The sequence below is a fragment of the Bacillus sp. SA1-12 genome (assembly GCF_000981385.1).
GTDB lineage: Bacteria > Bacillota > Bacilli > Bacillales > Bacillaceae > Metabacillus.
In genome coordinates this window covers 1-20,734 of sequence record NZ_LATZ01000009.1, presented here as the reverse complement: position 1 = coordinate 20,734, position 20,734 = coordinate 1, and the positions used below count along the sequence as shown (strand labels likewise).

19 protein-coding genes are annotated in these 20,734 nt (G+C 37.6%); 3 read left to right on the top strand and 16 right to left on the bottom strand.

Translation table 11 applies throughout. From position 1 onward, the window contains the following. Window positions 1-183 precede the first annotated feature (183 nt). From WQ54_RS08065 to WQ54_RS07990, 16 genes are all read right to left on the bottom strand, one after another. A complete protein-coding gene (locus WQ54_RS08065) occupies window positions 184-381 on the bottom strand; it encodes a hypothetical protein (RefSeq protein WP_156177820.1) in 198 nt (65 codons plus the stop codon). A gap of 257 nt (window positions 382-638) precedes the next feature. Beyond that, complete coding sequence (rpe, locus tag WQ54_RS08060) at window positions 639-1,295, bottom strand: ribulose-phosphate 3-epimerase (protein ID WP_046514623.1); 657 nt, start codon at window positions 1,293-1,295, stop codon at window positions 639-641. Window positions 1,296-1,297: 2 nt separating this feature from the next. After that, on the bottom strand, window positions 1,298-2,182 hold the full coding sequence (gene rsgA / locus WQ54_RS08055; protein WP_046514620.1) for a ribosome small subunit-dependent GTPase A: 885 nt from the start codon (window positions 2,180-2,182) through the stop codon (window positions 1,298-1,300). Between the two features lie 123 nt (window positions 2,183-2,305). Further along, window positions 2,306-4,303 carry a Stk1 family PASTA domain-containing Ser/Thr kinase gene (gene pknB, locus WQ54_RS08050; protein ID WP_046514617.1) on the bottom strand — a complete coding sequence of 666 codons (1,998 nt, stop codon included), beginning with the start codon at window positions 4,301-4,303 and terminating at the stop codon, window positions 2,306-2,308. Further along, window positions 4,297-5,055, bottom strand: a complete 759-nt coding sequence (locus WQ54_RS08045; protein ID WP_046515037.1) for a Stp1/IreP family PP2C-type Ser/Thr phosphatase — start codon at window positions 5,053-5,055, stop codon at window positions 4,297-4,299. The genes pknB and WQ54_RS08045 overlap by 7 nt, the downstream gene beginning before the upstream one ends. Window positions 5,056-5,060: 5 nt before the next feature. Further along, window positions 5,061-6,158 carry a 23S rRNA (adenine(2503)-C(2))-methyltransferase RlmN gene (gene rlmN / locus WQ54_RS08040; RefSeq protein WP_197089567.1) on the bottom strand — a complete coding sequence of 366 codons (1,098 nt, stop codon included), beginning with the start codon at window positions 6,156-6,158 and terminating at the stop codon, window positions 5,061-5,063. A gap of 2 nt (window positions 6,159-6,160) precedes the next feature. Further along, the gene (gene rsmB / locus WQ54_RS08035; RefSeq protein WP_084821901.1) at window positions 6,161-7,516 is read right to left on the bottom strand and encodes a 16S rRNA (cytosine(967)-C(5))-methyltransferase RsmB; all 1,356 of its coding nucleotides are present in this window, start codon (window positions 7,514-7,516) and stop codon (window positions 6,161-6,163) included. After that, window positions 7,491-8,444, bottom strand: a complete 954-nt coding sequence (gene fmt / locus WQ54_RS08030; protein ID WP_046514613.1) for a methionyl-tRNA formyltransferase — start codon at window positions 8,442-8,444, stop codon at window positions 7,491-7,493. Before fmt ends, rsmB begins: the two co-directional genes overlap by 26 nt. Window positions 8,445-8,449: 5 nt before the next feature. Further along, window positions 8,450-8,932 (bottom strand): peptide deformylase, encoded by a 483-nt coding sequence (def, locus tag WQ54_RS08025; protein WP_046514610.1) that lies wholly within the window; start codon window positions 8,930-8,932, stop codon window positions 8,450-8,452. A gap of 146 nt (window positions 8,933-9,078) precedes the next feature. After that, window positions 9,079-11,493 (bottom strand): primosomal protein N', encoded by a 2,415-nt coding sequence (gene priA, locus WQ54_RS08020; RefSeq protein ID WP_046514602.1) that lies wholly within the window; start codon window positions 11,491-11,493, stop codon window positions 9,079-9,081. Beyond that, the gene (gene coaBC / locus WQ54_RS08015; RefSeq protein WP_046514599.1) at window positions 11,490-12,704 is read right to left on the bottom strand and encodes a bifunctional phosphopantothenoylcysteine decarboxylase/phosphopantothenate--cysteine ligase CoaBC; all 1,215 of its coding nucleotides are present in this window, start codon (window positions 12,702-12,704) and stop codon (window positions 11,490-11,492) included. Before coaBC ends, priA begins: the two co-directional genes overlap by 4 nt. Window positions 12,705-12,809: 105 nt before the next feature. After that, window positions 12,810-13,010, bottom strand: a complete 201-nt coding sequence (gene rpoZ / locus WQ54_RS08010) for a DNA-directed RNA polymerase subunit omega (RefSeq protein WP_046514597.1) — start codon at window positions 13,008-13,010, stop codon at window positions 12,810-12,812. A 1-nt stretch (window position 13,011) separates the two neighbouring features. Then, entirely contained in the window at window positions 13,012-13,626 is a 615-nt protein-coding gene (gmk, locus tag WQ54_RS08005) for a guanylate kinase (RefSeq protein ID WP_046515029.1), read from the bottom strand. A 14-nt stretch (window positions 13,627-13,640) separates the two neighbouring features. Beyond that, complete coding sequence (gene remA, locus WQ54_RS08000) at window positions 13,641-13,904, bottom strand: extracellular matrix/biofilm regulator RemA (protein WP_026559405.1); 264 nt, start codon at window positions 13,902-13,904, stop codon at window positions 13,641-13,643. A gap of 216 nt (window positions 13,905-14,120) precedes the next feature. Further along, window positions 14,121-14,996: a YicC/YloC family endoribonuclease gene (locus WQ54_RS07995; RefSeq protein ID WP_046514594.1), complete on the bottom strand. Its 876-nt coding sequence runs from the start codon at window positions 14,994-14,996 to the stop codon at window positions 14,121-14,123. A gap of 150 nt (window positions 14,997-15,146) precedes the next feature. Then, on the bottom strand, window positions 15,147-17,825 hold the full coding sequence (locus tag WQ54_RS07990) for a calcium-translocating P-type ATPase, SERCA-type (protein WP_046514591.1): 2,679 nt from the start codon (window positions 17,823-17,825) through the stop codon (window positions 15,147-15,149). A 253-nt stretch (window positions 17,826-18,078) separates the two neighbouring features. Between WQ54_RS07990 and WQ54_RS07985 the strand changes: the two genes are divergently transcribed. The 3 genes from WQ54_RS07985 to WQ54_RS07975 form a co-directional block, all read left to right on the top strand. Then, entirely contained in the window at window positions 18,079-19,794 is a 1,716-nt protein-coding gene (locus WQ54_RS07985) for an NFACT RNA binding domain-containing protein (RefSeq protein WP_046514588.1), read from the top strand. An 82-nt stretch (window positions 19,795-19,876) separates the two neighbouring features. Continuing rightward, window positions 19,877-20,443 (top strand): helix-turn-helix domain-containing protein, encoded by a 567-nt coding sequence (locus WQ54_RS07980; protein WP_046514586.1) that lies wholly within the window; start codon window positions 19,877-19,879, stop codon window positions 20,441-20,443. Between the two features lie 59 nt (window positions 20,444-20,502). Further along, on the top strand, window positions 20,503-20,734 hold a 232-nt coding region (locus WQ54_RS07975), incomplete at its 3' end, for an IS3 family transposase (RefSeq protein WP_046514583.1).

Sequence of the window (20,734 nt, the reverse complement as noted above, 5' to 3'; positions counted from 1 at the left end):
AGAAGCAGTTGGTCATCCCCATGTTGGTTGTGCCTGTTTATATGTATATAAAAAAGTGAGGCTGTCTCAAAAGGATACACTTTGAGACAGCCCCATTTTGTTTTGTAAAAGATAAGTGTGAAGTGATGGAACCGGCATATCACCTATCACCTTCCCTGTATTACGGAACATAGTCTTTAAGAATTAATAATATGAATTATCATTATAATCATAGCGGAAGCCATCCTGTTGTGCTGCAGTTGGATTTTTTTTAAGTTTTTTTAGGACTGATTCAAATTGATCGATTTCTTCATAATCAGTACTATTTAGAATGGCTGCATGTAACGCACGTTCAATAATCGCAATATCATCAATGAAAACGTATATGATAAACCCCTCCATTCAATAAAGTAAATCTAGACTTTATTAGAATGAGTAGGTTTTTAGACTTTTATCCATAGATGATTATTCGATTATCCCATCCTAACTGGGCAGTAACACTTTCTAATCAGATATTAGAATGATGATGAAGAGCCCATAAAGAACCGATAATGATTGTTGTCAAAGCCAGGCGAAACATAAGACCATGGCAGTTTAAGCGCGATAAGTTTCGCCAGCCTTTAGTGGGGGAAAGTCTCTCCACTAATGGAAGACTCACTTTAAGAATGGATAGCTTGTTTTAGACTATGAATCGCTTGATGGCGGTCAGCTTTGTTGTAAATGGCTGATCCTGCAACAAGTACGGTAGCACCTGCTTCTACACAGAGTTTAGCTGTTTCTTCATTAATACCGCCATCAACCTCGATCTCGATGGAAAGTTGCCTTTCCTTTATGATAGCAGAAAGCTGTTTGATTTTAGGCAATACTTGCGGAATAAAAGCTTGTCCTCCAAAACCTGGATTTACCGTCATAAGTAAAACCATATCAATATCCTCCAGCACATGCTGGATTGACTCAATCGGTGTGTGGGGGTTTAAGACAACCCCAGCTTTTATCCCCAGTGATTTTATTAATTGAATAGTCCGGTGAAGATGTTTGCATGCTTCAACATGTACAGTTATGATATCAGCGCCTGCACGAACAAAGTCTTGAATATATAGGTCAGGTTTCTCAATCATAAGATGAACATCTAACGGCAGTTTTGTAACTGGGCGAATGGCTTCGACAATTAAAGGTCCGATGGTAATGTTAGGGACAAAATGTCCATCCATTACATCGACATGAATGTAATCAGCCCCTCCTTTTTCTACATCTGTAATCTCTTCTCCCAATTTAGCGAAATTTGCCGATAGGATAGATGGTGCAATTTTTATCATAATTAGTACCTCGGCTTTCTATCTTTAATTTCTTCAATAAAAGTTAAATAATGCTCATAACGATATTTAGGTATTTCCCCATTTTCAACAGCATTTTTAACTGCACACTTAGGTTCTTTAACATGTGTACAGCCACGAAACTTACAGTCACTGCTTCTTTCCTTCATTTCAGGAAAACAGTAGGTCAGATCCTCCACTTCAATACCTGTAAAATCTAAGGAACTAAAGCCAGGTGTATCAGCAACAAAACCCGAGCCTACTGCGATAAGCTCAACATGTCTTGTTGTATGACGTCCCCGTCCTAAATGTGTTGAAATATCATTTGTCTTTAGATCCAGATCAGGTCTTAATACATTTAATAAAGAAGACTTACCTACACCTGATTGTCCTGCAAAAACAGATATTTTTTCATTTAAAATTGGCTGGAGCTCTTGATTGGCATTTGATTCACTCGTTGATGTGAGTAAAACTTTATATCCTGCTTTACGATAATCGTTAGCATAGTTCAGTACTTTCTCTTCTACATCTTTCGTTTGAATTAAATCTGTTTTACTGATAACAATTATTGGTTCAATTTCATTTGCTTCAATCAAAACCAGAAAACGATCAAGCAGTGATGGACTAAAATCCGGTTCAACTGCTGAGAAAACGAGAATGGCCTGATCTACATTACAAATCGGCGGTCTTACAAGTTCATTTTTACGATCAAAAACCTCGAGAATATATCCCTCTTGATCATTTTCGGCCTGATATTTAACCTCATCTCCTACTAAGGGAGTGATTTTATTTTTGCGAAATACACCTCTTCCTCTGCATTGGATTAATCGATCGTTGTCCTGGACATAGTAAAAACCACTAAGAGCCTTCACAATTTTCCCTTGTGGCATGAATAACCTCCTTGGCAAATAGATAATCTTTTAATTTTATTTAAAATTCAATAGTAAAAGTTTGTGATATAAATGATACTGCTATACCTAAAACCATCGCTTTTCCGTAAGATAATAACATTATTATTCTGCTGGATATGGGATAATTTTAGAGGTCACAACTTTACTGTCAATTAATATCTGATAGTATCCTTCATCACCCGGAGCTATTTTTAATTCTAATCTTTTCGTTTGCGGGCTTGTAATTTTAAAAGTTTCATATAGATCTGAAATGGAATGGTCCACATCATCAATATAAATAGAAACTTCTAGCTCCTGTCCTTCTTGTTCAGGCTCGTATGGAATCTCAACAACTTCTGATACCGTTTTTGGCGGTTCCGGTTCCGGGCCTAATGAATAGACTAGCTGCAGCGTGGTCTCCTTTGGAACAACCTCTTCTCCTGCTTTAGGAGTTTGTGAAATGAGATGGCCCTGTGGAACATTAGGTGAATAGCTTTCAGTTTCAGTTGAGTAAAACCCATTTGAACTTATATACTCATCAACCTGATCCTTCTTTTTACCGACAAGATTATCGATTTTCAAAAGTTTAGGTCCTGAACTTACCGTAAATTCTATTGAGTCCTCAGATGGAATCACTTCATCTCCTACTTCAGGAGATTGGGCTAATATTGTTCCTGCAGGCTGGATTTCATTTGGTTCCTCTTTAACGTCAATATTTGTAAAACCTTTCATTTCAAGAATTGATTTTACCCGGTCAATATTTCTTCCTACATAATCATCAAGCATAACTTTTTCTTTACCAGTACTTTCATAAATCGTAATCATTGAACCTTCCTTTGTTATTTCAGACGCTTCAGGATTTGTTTTTATTACATGCCCCTCTTGAATTTCTTCATCTGATATTTGGACAGGCTCTGCTATTTCAAATCCTTCTTCACGAAGGGTTTTTACTGCTTCATCATAGGTTTCCCCGGTTACATCAGGCACTTCAATATCTTTAGGCAGCAGGAGTGGAGGAAGGATCGTAAAAGCAGCAATACCTCCTATTATTAAAACGATAAAAGTGGTAATAATAAAAATGGCAAGCTTGCTTTTTCTTTTTTTCGGCTTCTTTTCTTTTTTCTGTTTATGCTTCTTTTGCTTATTATCCTGCTTCACTTCAGGCTTTTGTTCGTCATTTGGTGTATGAACTATCGTATCATCTGCCTTATGCTTTTCCATTGTTTCATTTGTAATTATAGGTATAGCCTTTGTTGCTTCATCATCATCAGGTATGGTGAACTTAGGCTCTGACAATCTGCTTACGTCAAATGCAGTTTCAATATCCTTTTCCATTTCTTCAGCCGAATCATATCGATGAAAGGGATCTTTCGCTGTGGCTTTTAATATAATATTTTCGATGCTTTGCGGGATATCAGGATTCCATCTTTTTGGAGACGGTGTTTCTGATTGCAAATGCTTCAAGGCTATGGAAATAGCAGATTCACCATCAAATGGCAGCCTTCCAGTTAAAAGCTCAAATAAAACGATTCCAATAGAATAAATATCCGATTTTTTATTTGCTAAACCACCTCGTGCTTGTTCAGGTGATAAATAATGAACTGAACCTAACACGGAATTTGTTTGCGTGATTGTGGTTGAACTAAGCGCCATGGCAATTCCAAAGTCGGTTACTTTTACATTGCCATGATGATCAATTAGAATGTTATGCGGTTTGATATCACGGTGAACGATATGATTGTCATGCGCATGTTGAATGGCCGAAACAATTTGTACCATGATATTCGCTGCTTCTCTTGGGTGAATCGGAGCAAATTGTTGTATGTATTGCTTTAAGGTTTGACCTTTTACATACTCCATCACAATGTAATATATACCATCTTCTTCACCGACATCATAAATACTAACCACATTAGGATGGGCTAAGCTTGTTGCAGACTGCGCTTCTCTTCGAAACCTTTTAATAAATTCGTCATCGTTAGAAAAATCAAATCGCAACACTTTCATTGCAACTTCTCTTTCCAGAATCATGTCTTTGGCCAGATAAACATTTGCCATCCCGCCTCCGCCAATGACTTCCAGAATTTTATAACGACCACTAATTCTTTTTCCTATTAGCACGGCTTTTCACCTAATTCATGATTTGCCGTCTTTCTTACAATCACAAGAGATATATTATCCTCTCCGCCATTTTCATTTGCTAATTCCACTAACGTTTTCGCCTTTTCTGGAAGTGGTTGGCTATTTGAAAGCTCAAGCTGCATTTCCTGATCAGTTACTTTATTCGATAATCCATCGGAGCATAATAGAAGCACATCATCTTGTTCAAATTCAATTGTAAATACATCTAATTCAACCGTTTGTTCGGTGCCTAAAGATCGTAACAAGACATTTTTTCGCGGATGATGTTCTGCATCTTCTTTTGATATTAGACCTGATCTTACTAGTTCATTTACCAGTGAATGGTCTTGTGTCACTTGTTTGTAGCCGCTATTATTTAATAAATAGCAGCGACTATCCCCAATATGTCCGATTGTGGCAAAGCTAGAAGTAACAATCGCTCCAACGATCGTAGTGCCCATTCCCTGACATTCCGGATTTGATATTGAATGTTCATAAACAGCTTTATTTACTTCCAAAACTTTGTCAGCAAACCAAGCCTCAGCATCTTGTGGACTTGCAATAGACTCAGCTTGCTCCCATAAGGTTTTAAAGCATGAGATGGTCATTTGGCTTGCAATATCACCAGCCAGATGACCTCCCATACCATCAGCTATAATCGCTAAAACACCAGCCTCATTTTCAAAAACTCCAACACAATCTTCATTATGCGGTCTAACCCTTCCCCTGTCAGACAAATAAAAAGTTTCCACCATGGTCACCTCGTCTCCTCTTTACGCTCCTTAGCTCGAAGTTGTCCGCAAGCCGCATCGATGTCATGACCTTGTTCTCTTCTTGTTGTTACGTTTACACCATGCTTTTTTAGCGTATCCTCAAATAATTTAATTTGTTCTTTAGGTGTACGAACATAATTTCGTTCAGGTACATAGTTAACTGGAATTAAGTTTATGTGACACTTCAAACCTTTTACTAAACGTGCTAACTCTTCAGCATGTTCAACCTGGTCGTTTTCACCGCCGAACAAACCATATTCAAAACTGACCCTTCTTCCGGTTTTATCAATATAGTATCTTACAGCTTCCATTAAATCAGGAAGTTTGTATGCTTTATTAATCGGCATTAACTTTGTACGTAATTCGGTATTTGGTGCATGTAACGAAATAGCAAAATTAATTTGCAGCTTTTCATCAGCAAATTTATAAATTTTAGGGATAATACCGCTTGTTGATACGGTAATATGGCGAGCGCCAATATTTAATCCTTTATTATGGTTGATTATTTTTAAGAAGGACATCATTTCATCGTAATTATCAAATGGTTCACCAATCCCCATTATGACAACATGGCTAACTCGTTCGTCAAATTCATCAAGCGCTTGTTGTACTTTTACGACTTGAGCAACGATTTCTCCTGCTTCTAGGTTTCTTTTAAGTCCTCCAAGTGTGGATGCACAAAACGTACAACCGATTCGACAGCCTACTTGTGTGGTAACGCAAACTGAGTTGCCATATTCATGTCTCATTAATACAGTTTCAATTGAATAGCCGTCATGCAATTCAAATAAAAACTTTATTGTACCATCCTTAGACGTTTGTTGAATAAGGGTTTTTAATGTTGTTAATGTGAAATGTTCACTTAATAACGCCCTTAAGCTCTTAGAAAGGTTCGACATTTCTTCAAAGCTTGACGCTCGTTTGATGTAAAGCCAATCAAAGATTTGGTTCGCGCGAAAAGCTTTTTCCCCCTTCTCTTTTAACCATTCCTCTAATTCATGCAATTCAAGTGAATAAATCGAGGGACTATTGCTTATTTCTTTGCTGTCTTTTTTCATTCTTGTTGCTTTTATCTGATCCAATTTTAACCCTTCTTTCGTAAACATGCTATATAAAAACCGTCTGATCCAAAATAATGCGGCAGCAGCTGTATCTCACCATTTTTGATATATGGATGAAGCCTTTTCGGCAAGGTATCTGTTATGCTTTCATCACGTTCAAAGTCTGGATGATCCTCTAAAAACTTTTGAACAACATCAGTATTTTCTTCATGATCAATTGTACATGTACTATAAACTAACACACCATTCCTCTTTAATAAAGGGGCAACAGCTTGTAATATACTGTGTTGCAGAGCAGCAAGCCTATTAACATCTTCACCAGTTTTCGTATATTTAATATCAGGTTTTCTTCGGATTACGCCGAATCCTGAACACGGGGCATCGACTAAAATACGATCAAAACTCTCTTTTTCAAACCGTTCTCCCGCTTTTCTGCTGTCTAAAGCTTCTGCTTCAATATTTTGCAATTGCAATCGGTCAGCTTGCTGTTTAATCAGCTTAACTTTATGTTCATGTAAATCCAGAGAATGTACGATTCCCGTTCCCTTCATACGTTCCGCTAAATGTGTGGATTTCCCCCCAGGTGCAGCACAAGCATCTAAAATTTTTTCTCCGGGTTGAGGGTTCAGAACCCTTGCTACTAACATGGAGCTCTCATCTTGAATAGTAAGTTTTCCTTCTTTAAATGCTTCCGTTAAAGCAAGATTACCTTTAAGACCTTTTATTGCATCTTCTGATAGGTCGCCGCGCTCAATCCCGATCCCTTTATTTTGTAACTCTTCCAACAGCTCTTCAACCGTTATTTTTGTTTGATTTACACGAGCTGTTTGTGATGGAGGAACTAAATTTTCTTCACACATTTTTTCTGTTTCTTCATAGCCAAATTGTTCTACCCATTTTTTCACCATCCATAATGGATGACTTGTTTTAATTGAAAGATTCAGAATTGGATCTCTCAATTCTTCAAGGTTTGGAATGCCTTCTCGTTGAACAGACCGAAGCACACCATTAACAAATGAAGCGATCCCTTTATGCCCGCGTTTTTTCGCTATTTCAACTGCTTCAAATAAAACTGCTCTTTCAGGAATACGATCTAGATAGACCATTTGATAGATAGAAATTCGTAATAAAATCTGTACCCATACCTCTATTTTTTTTGCCTTTTTTAAAAAACCGGCTAAAAAATAGTCTAATGTTTCGCGTCTTTGAAGGGTCCCATAAACAAGTTCCGTTAATAAGGCGATATCCTTCTCATTAACTTTATACTTATTAATCATGGTATTTAAAAGCAAGTTGCTATAAGCTTGATTTTTTTCTATTTGTAATAAAGTTTCGACTGCTACATCACGGACATTAGTTTGTTGTTTTTTCATTGTCATCGCCTAACTTTTCCCCAACGGAAATTGTCGAACCTCTCAAATAATCTTCTCCGCTCATTTTCTTTTTACCTGATGGCTGAAGTTCAGTGATTTTTATCGCAGTTTGATTTCCTGTTGCTACTACAAAACCATCATGGTCCATCCCAATTATTGTTCCAGGCTCAGAATCATTTTTATTTGGCATTTTTTCGCCCCACCACAATTTCATCGTTTGCTTGTTATGTGTAGTAAACGCAACAGGCCAAGGGTTTAATCCACGGATTTGGTTATAAATCTCCTCCCCAGACTTTGTCCAATCAACCTTTTCCTGTTCCCGTTTAATATTTGATGCAAATGTCGCTTTAGAATCATCCTGTTTTTGCGGGGTGAGCTTGCCGTCGAGTAATAACGGAATTGTTTCTGATAACAGATTTTCTCCGGCTTTACTAAGCTTGTCATGCAGAGTACCTACTGTATCCCGTTCCTCAATTTCTACCTCAACCTGTGTTAAAATATCACCTGCATCAAGCTTTTCAGCCATATACATGATCGTGATCCCTGTTTTAGTCTTCCCTTGCAGAATAGAATAATGAATCGGAGCTCCACCGCGTAATTCTGGTAATAATGAAGCATGAACATTTATACAGCCATATTTGGGTGCATCTAGTAGTTCTTTTGGTAATAACTGTCCAAATGCTGCAGTGACGATGAGGTCAGGTTCTAATGAAAGGACATCATCTAATTCCTCCCGAATTTTTTCGGGCTGCAGCACTTTAATTTGATGTTTCTCTGCTTCAACCTTAACAGGCGGAGGAGTTAATGCCTTTTTTCGCCCTTTTGGTCTGTCAGGCTGGGTAACGACTCCAACAATGTCATAGCCCTCTTTCACAAGCCTGCGTAAAATCGGCACTGAAAAGTCAGGTGTTCCCATAAATACAATTTTTGTCATCCTATTCATCCTTCCGTACTTTCCAAATCTTTTTCATCTAAATACTTTTCTACCTTTGATGTGAATAATACTCCATTAAGATGGTCAATTTCATGCTGAATGGCCCGAGCAAGAAACCCTTCAGCTTCAATAATTTTAACTTTTCCTTTGCGGGTAAACGTTCTTACCTTTACATAATTCGCTCTTGTAACCTCCCCGAATAATCCAGGAAAGCTTAAACATCCTTCTGGGCCTGTCTGTATCCCGTGCTCCTCAAGAATTTCGGGATTAATTAATTCAATTGTTCCATGATGATCATCAATATCAACGATGGCAATTTGTTTTGAATTTCCTATTTGGGGTGCTGCCAATCCAACACCATCATTTTCAATCATCGTATCATACATATCTGCTAAAAGCTTTGTCAGCTTCCGGTCAAAAATCGTTACCTTTTCACAGGGCTTTTCTAAAACTTCTGCCGGAAACATAACAATAGGTTTCACTGCCAAAAAAATTCCTCCAAACTATTTAAAAGCATAAGCAAATTGTTCAGCTACAAATACATTGTACTTTTTTGAATCAGAATCTATTTCATAACTGTTCATGTACATCGTAAATTAGTCGCAAAAGCGATTGATCATTTTTCAGACTATCGTTACATCATTGTATTAGGGCTTAAATCGATGGAAATAATTAATTGATCTGAACTCATTTCTTGCTGATAGTGTTCAATGATTTTTCTTAATGTTTCATATAAGTTTTTTTCCCGCTTGTATTTTACCATGCATTGGTATCGATATCTATCTTTGATCCGCGGGATAGGTGAAGCAACCGGTCCAAGTATTTTCGTTTCGTTTTCAACATTCCTTCTTAAAAACTGAACGATTTGTTCAGTGACAGCTACAACTTTAGTTATTTCCGGATGAGAAATAGTTAAAAGAGCAAGATAGTAATACGGCGGATAGGAAAGATTTTTTCTAGTTAGCATTTCTTGCTGATAAAACAAATCATAATCATATTGGCTTGCTAACTGAATGCTATAATGCTCAGGTGCATATGTTTGAATAATGACCTCTCCAGGCAGTTCATGTCTTCCTGCCCTGCCACTCACCTGAGTTAACAACTGAAAGGTCTTTTCGGCTGCACGAAAATCGGGAAGATTAAGCATTGTATCTGCAGCTAAAACACCAACAAGTGTCACATCAGGAAAATCAAGACCTTTTGCAATCATTTGTGTCCCCAATAAAATATCCGCCTCTTTATTACCAAACTGAGTTAATAGCATTTCATGGGCACCCTTTCTTACTGTTGTATCCACATCCATTCGAATGATACGCGATTGCGGTAAAACCTTGACTAGTTCTTCCTCGACTCTTTGTGTTCCCGTTCCAAAGAAACGAATATGCTCACTTTGGCACTCTGGGCAAACCGAAGGCATCTGTTCTTCATACCCACAATAATGACATTTTAGCTGCTGTCCATGCCGATGATAGGTGAGGGAGATATCACAGTGCGGGCATTGAATAACATAGCCGCAATCACGGCACATGACAAAGGAGGAATAACCTCTTCGATTAAGAAATAGCACTGATTGTTCTCCCTTTTTCAGCCTATCGGTTAATTTATCAATTAAAGCTGTTGAAAACATGCTTCGATTGCCATTTCTTAATTCTTCCCGCATATCGACAATTTCAACACTTGGCATTGATCGTTTATTTACTCTCTCTTTTAAGGAGAGGAGTTTATAAACACCCTTTTTTGCTCGTGCAAAGGATTCTAGAGTCGGAGTTGCACTGCCTAACACAACTGGACAGTTGTGAAGCTGTCCACGATATATGGCAACATCACGGGAATGGTAGCGCGGATTTTCTTCTTGCTTATAACTTGATTCATGCTCTTCATCGATAATAATCATTCCGAGATTTTCAAATGGGGCAAAGATGGCAGATCGTGCCCCGACTACAAGCTGAACCTCTTTCCGTTGAATTTTTCTCCATTCATCATATTTTTCACCAGTAGAAAGTCCGCTGTGAAGGACTGCCACTTTTGATCCAAAGCGGCCTTTAAATCGATCCACCATCTGCGGGGTTAGGGCAATTTCCGGAACAAGAACAATCGCTTCTTTGCCGTTTTTAAGCACTTCTTCAATTGACTGCAAATACACCTCTGTTTTTCCGCTTCCTGTAACTCCGTACATTAGAAAGACATCATGGCTATTCTCTTTAATTGTTTTTAAGATTGGTGTTATTGCCTGTTGTTGTTCAAGATTTAAAGGCAAGCTGCTTGTTTTTTTAAACACTTTATCTTGAAACGGGTCACGGTAAATTTCTTTATGCTTTTCAATAAGGATCCCTTTTTTTAAAAGAGCTTTTACTGAGCTATCTGACGTATTTAACTCTGTCAATAAGTCTTGCAATGGGATTTCATTTATTTGATTTTCAACGAAATAGGCAATGATTTCGCTTTGTTTTTTCGCATTAGCAGGAAGTTCTTTCACAATTTCAGCTAATTTGGAGAAAGATTCATTGCGTTTGATATGCTTTATGGTCTTTTTATTCGCTTTTTGTTTAACCTTATAAAAAACCTCAACATGCCCAAGTGCAATTTCCTTTTGAATGATTTTGAGCGGAACCGCTTGTTCGATTTCTTTTAAATCAACTTGCATACTTCTTAGAAAAAATGGCTGAAGGTCTTCTGCTAAATTGGATACATCCTCTGCCATAACTCTTAAAACCTTACCGTATTTCGCTTTCATGGCAGCAGGCAGCATGGCTTGAAATGCAGAAATTTTAAAGCATAATGTTTTCTCCGTTAACCATTGGCCAAGTTGAAGGAGCTCAGTTGTTAAACATGGTGTTAAATCCAATAGTTCGGAAATAGCTTTAATCCGTTTGAAATCTGAATGGGCCTTTGTCTCAATGACAAATCCTTGAACCTTTCTCGGACCAAAGGGAACGATGACTCTTACCCCTGGTGTTACTAGCTCTTGCCACTCATCAGGAATTTTATAATCAAATGCCCGGTCTGTTTGCATGGCTGGAACATCAACAATGACACTTGCATATTTCATCTAACTTGCTCCCTTAAAAGCATATCTATTTTTTCTAACAGCTTTTTTGCTACATCATGCTTTGACATTAGCGGAAGCTCAAGTTTTCCTAAGTTTCTCTCAAAAATTGTTACAATATTTGTGTCTGTTCCAAAGCCAGCTCCCTTAGCGGTTACATTATTTGCCACAATTAAGTCAAGATTTTTTGTTTCGAGCTTTTTCTTTGCATATTCTTCTATATTGCTCGTCTCTGCAGCAAATCCTACTAAAAGCTGATGTTGTTTTTGCTTTCCTAATTCTTTTAAGATATCAGTTGTTCTCTCCATTTCAACCTCAAGATTATCCTGTTGTTTTTTTAGTTTTTGATCATAGGTATAACGTGGACGATAATCTGCAACTGCAGCAGATTTGATTACAACATCTGTATGCGGAAAGTATGCCATCACGCTTTCATACATTTCCTTTGCAGATTCAATTTGAATCGTTGTTACATTCTCTGGAGGTACAAGATTAGTAGGACCGGTAATTAATGTAACATTTGCTCCGAGCATTTCAGCTACTTCAGCAATGGCATATCCCATTTTTCCCGAAGAATGATTTGTAAAATACCGTACAGGATCAATTTTTTCTCTTGTAGGTCCTGCAGTAATCAATATCTTTACATTCTTTAACGGCATGCCTAAATCGAGTTTTTCAAAATGCCTATTTAGGAGGGCAACAATTTTCTCAGGTTCTTCAAGTCTTCCTTTTCCAACATAACCACAAGCTAAGTAGCCTTCACTTGGCTCAATAAACTGATAACCATAATCAAAAAGTGTCCTGATATTTTTCTTTACCGCTGGGTGATCGTACATATGTACATTCATAGCTGGTGCGATCCATACATTTGCAGTTGTTGCCAGCAATGTCGTTGTCAGCATATCGTCAGCAATGCCATTTGCAAGCTTGCCGATCGTATTCGCCGTTGCAGGAGCAACTATGACGATATCTGCCCAGTCGGCTAAATCAATATGTGCGATGACCTTTGAATTTTTTTCATCAAATGTATCAAAAAAAACATCATTCCGTGATAGCGCCTGAAAGGTTAACGGTGAAACAAATTCCATCGCAGAGTCGGTCATAATAACCTTCACTTCAGCGCCAGCTTGCACTAATTTACTTGTTAGGATACAGGCTTTGTATACAGCAATTCCCCCGCTGACACATAATAAAATTTTCTTTCCAGCTATCATTCTCTCCACCTACTTTAATAACGGATTCCCTAATCATATTTTCAAACCTTTTCGCTTCCTGAAAAAAATAACAACCTATAATAAGGTTGTTATTTTTTTAAAGATTTATTTCTCTGGTCTTTGATAATTTAAAAGTCCTGCATTAATCTCTTCTAAAGCTTTCCCAACATATTTATATGATACAGGCTTTGCTATTTGCTGATCACTTAGCTCCTGCATTTCCCGCGCACGTTTAGCAGCTACAGTTACAAGCGTATATTTAGAATCTAATTTATTCATTAAGACATCGATAGATGGATATAACATATTATTCAACCTCCAGAATTTTTTTATAGCGCGGAGCTACACGTTCACGACGACAGTGCTCTGCTGTCACGATCGCTTTTATACGATCACAAGCTAATAAGACATTATCATTTTCTACAACATAATCATATGCATCCATCATGACAATTTCCTCTTTAGCTACTTTCATACGATTGTTAATTAATTCCTCTGATTCTGTTCCTCTTGTCACAATCCGGTTTTTCAATTCATTTAAGCTGGGAGGGCTAAGAAAAATAAACAACCCCTCCGGAAATGAATTTCGAACCTGCAGGGCACCTTGTACTTCTATTTCAAGAAACACATCTTTCCCTTCACTTAATGTTTTCTCTACATAATCAACAGGTGTCCCATAATAATTTCCAACGTATTCCGCCCATTCCAACAGTTTATTTTCAGCGATCAATTTCTCAAATTCTTCTCTAGTTTTAAAGAAATAATCGACACCATCAACTTCTCCTTCACGGGGCTTTCTTGTTGTCATTGAAATGGAATATTCAAATGCAGTATCCTCTTGTGAAAATAACTCTTTTCTAACCGTTCCTTTTCCTACACCAGAAGGTCCTGATAGGACGATTAATAATCCTCTTTCTTTTATCAAATTTCTACTCCCTACCCTTCATCTGATAGCTCATCTTTATTAGATAGCCTTTGTGCAACTGTTTCCGGCTGTACCGCTGAAAGTATAATATGATCACTATCCATTATGACAACAGCTCTAGTTCGGCGTCCATATGTTGCATCTATTAACATCCCTCTGTCCCTGGCATCTTGAATAATTCTTTTAATTGGGGCTGATTCAGGACTAACAATCGAAATGATACGGTTTGCTGAAACAATGTTTCCAAACCCGATATTTATTAGTTTAATGCTCATATGTATGCTCCCCCTACTTAAGGACAAATCTATTTTTGCCTTATTAGCCCATTTATAATCAAAGGTTTATAAAGTGAGACTTCCATCAGTAGGTTTCTCCCCACTGATGGTTAGCGAAACTTATCCGATCTTTACAGGCAGTATGTTTTCTCTAACTTCAAAGCTTTTCTTTATCTATAAAAAGAGAGATTAACTGCCAGTTAAGATAGAATAAACCTATTCTATATTTTGGACTTGTTCTTTTATTTTTTCAATAATACTTTTTAATTCGACAACATCTTTTGCGATTTTTCCATCATTTGCTTTGGAACCGATTGTATTTGCTTCTCTATTCAGCTCCTGAACAAGGAAATCAAGTTTTCTGCCAATGGGGCCTTCTTCTTGTAATGATTCATGAAACTGATGGATATGACTATGTATTCTCGTTATTTCCTCACTTATATCTGCTTTATCTGCAAAAAGAGCCACTTCTGTTAAAATTCGATTTTCATCAATCTTGCCAGCAACAAATTCTTTTACACGTTTTTCAATTCGTTCCCGGTATTGATCGACAACTTTTGGTCCCAATTTGTCAATATTAGCTGCGATTTCTCTCATAGCCGCAAGTCGCTTTTTAACATCGAACGCAAGTTGCTCACCCTCAATTTGTCTCATATCGGATAACTGTTTAACAGCTTCCTCAACAGTTTGTAAAAGCACAGATTCGATTTTCTCACTTATCGTTGCTTCTTCACGAACGTCAATTCCCTCACCTAGTGAAAGAATCTGACTTAACGTAATTTCATCATTCAGAGAAAACCGTTCCTTCAATTGCTGCAATGATTGCTTATACTGTGTTAGCAAGGCCCAGTCAATTTGAATAGACCGATGTGCAAGAGATTCGCCTTCAAAATTGATGTAAACTTCAACCCGTCCTCTATTCACTGATTTAGAGATAAGCTTTTTTATCTTATCTTCCATGCTCATGAACTGTTTCGGCATTTTTAGACTGATATCTAAAAAACGATGGTTAACTGACTTGATTTCAACCGTAACAAGACATGAATCGATTTCTTTGCTTGAACGGCCAAAACCAGTCATACTTACTACCATTATGTACCACATCACTTTCTATAAGAAAAGCGCAAGCGCCTTTGTTGTCCAAAACCACTAACATTACCTATTAATAAAATATCATGTTTTTTAGCCAACTAGCAAAGGGGATGACTTTTCGGGTCACCCCCTAGAGGATTATATCATATTCTATGCCGATTTTCTTGTTAAAAGTGATCCTGCAAGTAAAAAAGTTGGGATAGCGGATAATCCTAAAACTAATAACCAATCTCTAGGCAATATCGGAATCGTATGGAAGATTGGTTGCAACGGTGGATAATAGATCACTACAAGCATTAGGAGAATCGAAGAAATAACCGCCCAAATCAAATATATATTTTCAAAGGGATTTCGTTCAAAAATAGATTTTTCACTACGACAGTCAAATACATGGATAAGCTGTGCCATAACTAGAGTTGCAAAGGCAATGGTTTGAGCATAAGCAAGCTCGTCTGGATTACGGTAATACACGATCATAAAGGAGGCTAATGTTGCAATACCGATTAAAAATCCTCTGGATACTACTTTCCAGCCTAGCCCCCTAGCAAATACACCTTCTTTTGGATGACGCGGTTTTCGTTTCATTAAATCGCCTTCTGGCTGATCTAAGCCAAGAGCCATCGCTGGAAGCCCATCTGTCACTAAATTCACCCAAAGGATTTGAATAGGAACGAGAGGCAGCGGTAGGGCAAGAAGCATAGCAAATAACATCACAAGAATTTCACCAACATTAGAAGCTAACAGGTAACGAATAAATTTACGAATATTTTCGTAAATATTTCTGCCTTCTTTAATCGCTGACTTAATGGTAGCAAAATTATCATCGACCAATACTAACGAAGATGCTTCTTTTGCAACATCTGTTCCTGTTATTCCCATAGATATGCCGATATCTGCTGCTTTAATAGCTGGTGCATCGTTGACACCATCACCTGTCATTGCGACGATATGGCCTCTGTTTTGTAGCGCTTTGACGATTTTTAACTTATGCTCAGGTGAAACCCGTGCAAATACATAGACATCATCAACAACTTCCTCCAGCTCCTCAACGGATAGTGCTGATAAATCCTTTCCTTCCATCACCATGCCATTGGCGGGAAGAATATTTAATTGTTTTGCAATAGCTTTTGCTGTTATGACATGGTCACCAGTAATCATGACTGTCTTTATTCCTGCATCACGACATTCCTTTACTGCTTGTTTTACTTCAGGACGCGGTGGATCAATCATACCTTGTAAACCAATAAAGACTAAATCTTTTTCTGCTTCAAAACTTGTATTTACCTTGTCAGTTGTTTGCAGTGGTTTAAACGCGATGGCGATAGTTCTTAACGCTTGAGAAGCAAGAGACTCTATAGCTGTTTTTACCTTTGTGTCGTATTCTCGATCTAGCTTTTCTTGTTTTTCATTCCATAAGATGTCTTTTGATAAGCCAAGGAGAACATCTGGTGCTCCTTTTGTTACAACAAATCGCTTGCCAGCTTTATCTTTAATTATCACACTCATCATTTTTCGTGCTGAATCAAACGGAAACTCCTCAATTACTTCAAAATTTCTCAACAATACTTCCTTATGAAGGCCGGCCTTCATCGCAGCAACTAATAGAGCCCCTTCTGTCGGATCACCATCTAATCGGTAATCTCCTTCTTTTTCAATGATGGATGCACTATTACATAGAGCGCCAAATGTTAGGATTTGCTGTAAGGTTTTCGTTTTAGCTACATCCACAGCTCGATCATTATGGAGGAACTCTCCATGCGGATGATAGCCCGTACCGCTTACATTCCATTGCCTATCACCTGACCAAACATGTGTAACTGTCATTTTATTTTGCGTCATCGTTCCTGTTTTGTCAGAACAAATAACGGACGCACAGCCCAATGTTTCTACAGCTGGCAATTTACGAACTATTGATTTTTGCTTAATCATCCGCTGAACTCCAAGTGAAAGAGCGACTGTTACAATGGCAGGCAAACCTTCTGGAATTGCAGCGACGGCTAATGATACCCCCGCCAAAAACATATTGTAAAGGTCATGGCCCTGAAGTACGCCAATTCCTACAACAAGCACCGTTAAGAAAAGGGCTACAACAATCAGGATTTTTCCTAACTGCTCCAAACGGCGCTGCAGAGGTGTTTCCATTGTTTCGGCATTTTGAAGAAGATCAGCTATTTGGCCCATTGCAGTATTCATCCCTGTACCTACAACAATTCCCAGGCCTGACCCTCTTGTTACAAGAGTCCCCATAAAGACCATGTTTGTTAGGTCACCAATCCCAACATCCTTACCAGTAATGGGCTGAGTTGATTTTTGAACAGGAAGTGATTCACCTGTAAGAGCAGATTCCTCTACCTCTAAGCTTTTTGATTCGATTAAACGCATATCTGCACCAATTCTGTCACCACTTGTAAATTTTACAACATCACCAGGAACAAGCTCCTTTGAGAGAACTCTCATCCACTCTCCATCTCTTAAAGCCATTACCTGTGGCGCCGAAAGCTCTTTTAAGGCTTCAAGTGACCTTTCCGCCTTTCGCTCTTGAAAAAATCCTAGTATGCCATTAACAATTACAATAGCAATGATTGCAATAGCATCAATATATTCTCCCAGTAATCCAGAGATTAGTGTTGCTGCTAATAAAACTAAAACCATAAAGTCCTTAAATTGACTTAAAAACACAATAATTGCCGAAGGGCGGTCAGCCTCTTTTAATTCATTGTAACCAAATTTCTGTTCCCTTTTATGAACCTCCTTGCTAGTAAGTCCTAATTCACCATCCGTATCAATAGAATTGATTACCTCTTCTGATCTCATTTCATGCCACTTCATGAATCCTTTACACACCCCTTAAACAAAAAAATTTTGCCTTTGATTACAGCTATATCTCGCTATAAGTCTTGCTCCTTTTGGTTTTAGCTTTTTGAGATGCTATGGCAGCTTTAGAGTTCAGTCGCTCTTTACCGCTATAACACAACTTATTCAGACTCGTCCAAAAACATGCTATAATTAAGAAACTAAAATTTTGTTAGATACACGCTCATTCGTATACAAACGATGCACGTTGTCAGAAGGAGTTTATGCCATGTCATTTGATGGTTTATTTACATATGCCATAACGAAAGAATTAAAAGATACACTTACTAATGGAAAAGTTACAAAGATTTATCAGCCATATAAATATGACCTCATCTTTCAAATTAGGGCAGGAGGGAAAAATCATCGTTTATTTCTTTCCGCACATCCCAGCTATGCAAGAATTCATTTGACAAATGAGAGTTATGAAAATCCTAGTGAGCCCCCTATGTTCTGTATGCTTTTGCGGAAACATCTTGAAGGCGGTGTGATTGAAAATATTGAACAGCTCGAAATGGAAAGAATCATTATAATTGATATAAAAAGTCGCAATGAGCTCGGGGATCTAACAGAGAAGCGATTAATGGTAGAAATAATGGGGCGACATAGCAATATTATTCTCGTTGATAAAGAACGGAATATAATCTTAGATAGTGTGAAGCATATTTCACCTGCTGTTAATCGACATAGAACTGTGTTGCCAGGTAACGAGTACGTATTACCCCCAAGTCAGGGAAAAGTAAATCCATTTGACGCAGATGAAGAAACAGTTTTGAAAAAACTAGACTTTAATTCCGGAAAAATTGACAGTCAGCTTGTTCAGCAGTTTGCTGGTGTCTCCCCTTTATTTGCAAAAGAAGTGATTTATCGTGCGGGGTTGGTCAATCGGACAACCATTCCAAAAGTATTTTTATCGATGATAGGAGAACTTAATAATCATCAGATTCAACCACAGATTTTCTACCCGCATAATCGCGAACTTTTTTATATCTTGAATCTCACACACCTGGAATCGGTTGAGAACAAATTGTTCCCGACAATTTCAGAATTACTTGATCGTTACTATTATGGAAAAGCGGAAAGAGACCGTGTAAAGCAACAGGGAAATGATTTAGAACGGTTTATTGTAAATGAAAAGAAAAAAAATGAAAATAAAATCAAGAAATTAGAGACTACTCTTGATCAAGCCGAAAAAGCAAATCAGTTGAGGGTATATGGTGAACTATTAACAGCAAATCTATATGCCCTGAAAAAGGGAGATAAAACGGCTGAAGTTATCAATTATTATGATGAAAACAGTCCAACTATCACCATTCCGTTAGATGTTCAAAAAACACCATCAGAAAATGCTCAAAAATATTTTTCAAAATACCAAAAAGCTAAAAATTCAGTTGAAGTTGTGCAAGAGCAAATAAAAATTGCACACGAGGAAATCAATTATTTTGAAGGATTGATTCAGCAAATCGAATCCGCTTCTCCTAAGGATCTAGAAGAAATCCGTGAAGAATTAATAGAAGGCGGTTATTTAAAACAAAGGCAGTCGAGAAATCCTAAAAAGAAAAAATTGCAAAAGCCGAGTTTGGAGAATTATCTTTCAAGTGATGGTGCGGAGATTCTTGTAGGCAAAAATAATAAGCAAAATGAATATTTGACGAACAAATTGGCTGCAAGGGATGATATTTGGTTTCACACAAAAGATATTCCAGGCTCACATGTTGTGATTCGAAGTAAAAATCCAACAGATGAGACAATCTTGGAAGCTGCGAATCTTGCTGCTTATTTTAGTAAAGCTAAAAATTCAAGCTCAGTCCCTGTAGATTTTACAGCCATCAGGCATGTTAAAAAGCCAAGCGGTGCAAAACCTGGATACGTAATATACGAAAATCAGCAAACTGTCTATGTAACGCCTGATGAAGATTTAGTCTTCCGCTTACGAAAGGGATAAATCAGAATGAATGAAAAAGCAACTGTGCTGTGGACTGCACCCCAAAAGTTAGAGTGAAATCTAATTATTGGGGTGTTTTTTAGTGGCTAAATATAGTGAAGAATTTAAGTTAAAGCTTGTAAAAGAGTATTTAGAAGGTAAATTGGGATATAGATTATTAGCACAAAAGTATAATATGAAAGACTCTACACGTATTTTGAGATGGGTAAAAGCTTACGAAAAATTTGGGGAGAAAGGGTTAATGAGAAAGAAGAACAAGGAAACTTATTCTGTTCAATTTAAGCTAGATGTATTAAGCTTTATGAAAAGAACAGGTTCTTCAGAGACTGATACAGCCCTTCAATTTGGACTAACCAACCCTTCTATGGTAGCTTCTTGGAAGAAAGTTTTTTTGGAGGGTGGTCCTGAGGCCCTGGATAGACCGAAAGGACGGCAATCCATGTCTGATCTTAATAAGAACAAAAGAAATAAAAAAGTTGCAGAAGAAAAGGAAATGACGTACGAACAAAAATTGGAGAGAGAAAACGAACTTCTGCGTTTAGAGGTAGAATACCTAAAAAAGTTGCGAGCTTTTCAGATGGATCCGGAAGGCTATCTCGAAAAGCACAAGCAGCGTTATCATTCGAACTCAAAGAAATCTTCAAATTAAAGGATGTTTTACGAATAGTCGGTATTCCGGAGTCTTCCTATCATTATCATATAAAAGTAATGAAGAAAAAAAATCCAGATCACGTACTTGAGGAAACTGTTCAATCTATTTTTGATGAAAATAATGGCAATTATGGTTATCGTCGTATCAAGCTAGAATTGAAAAATCGCGGTTCTAAAGTGAATCATAAAAAGGTGCAACGCATCATGAATAAACTCGGACTCAAAGGAGATAAGTTCAAAAGAAAATCACGGAAGTACAGTTCTTACAGAGGGACTATTGGAACTGTTG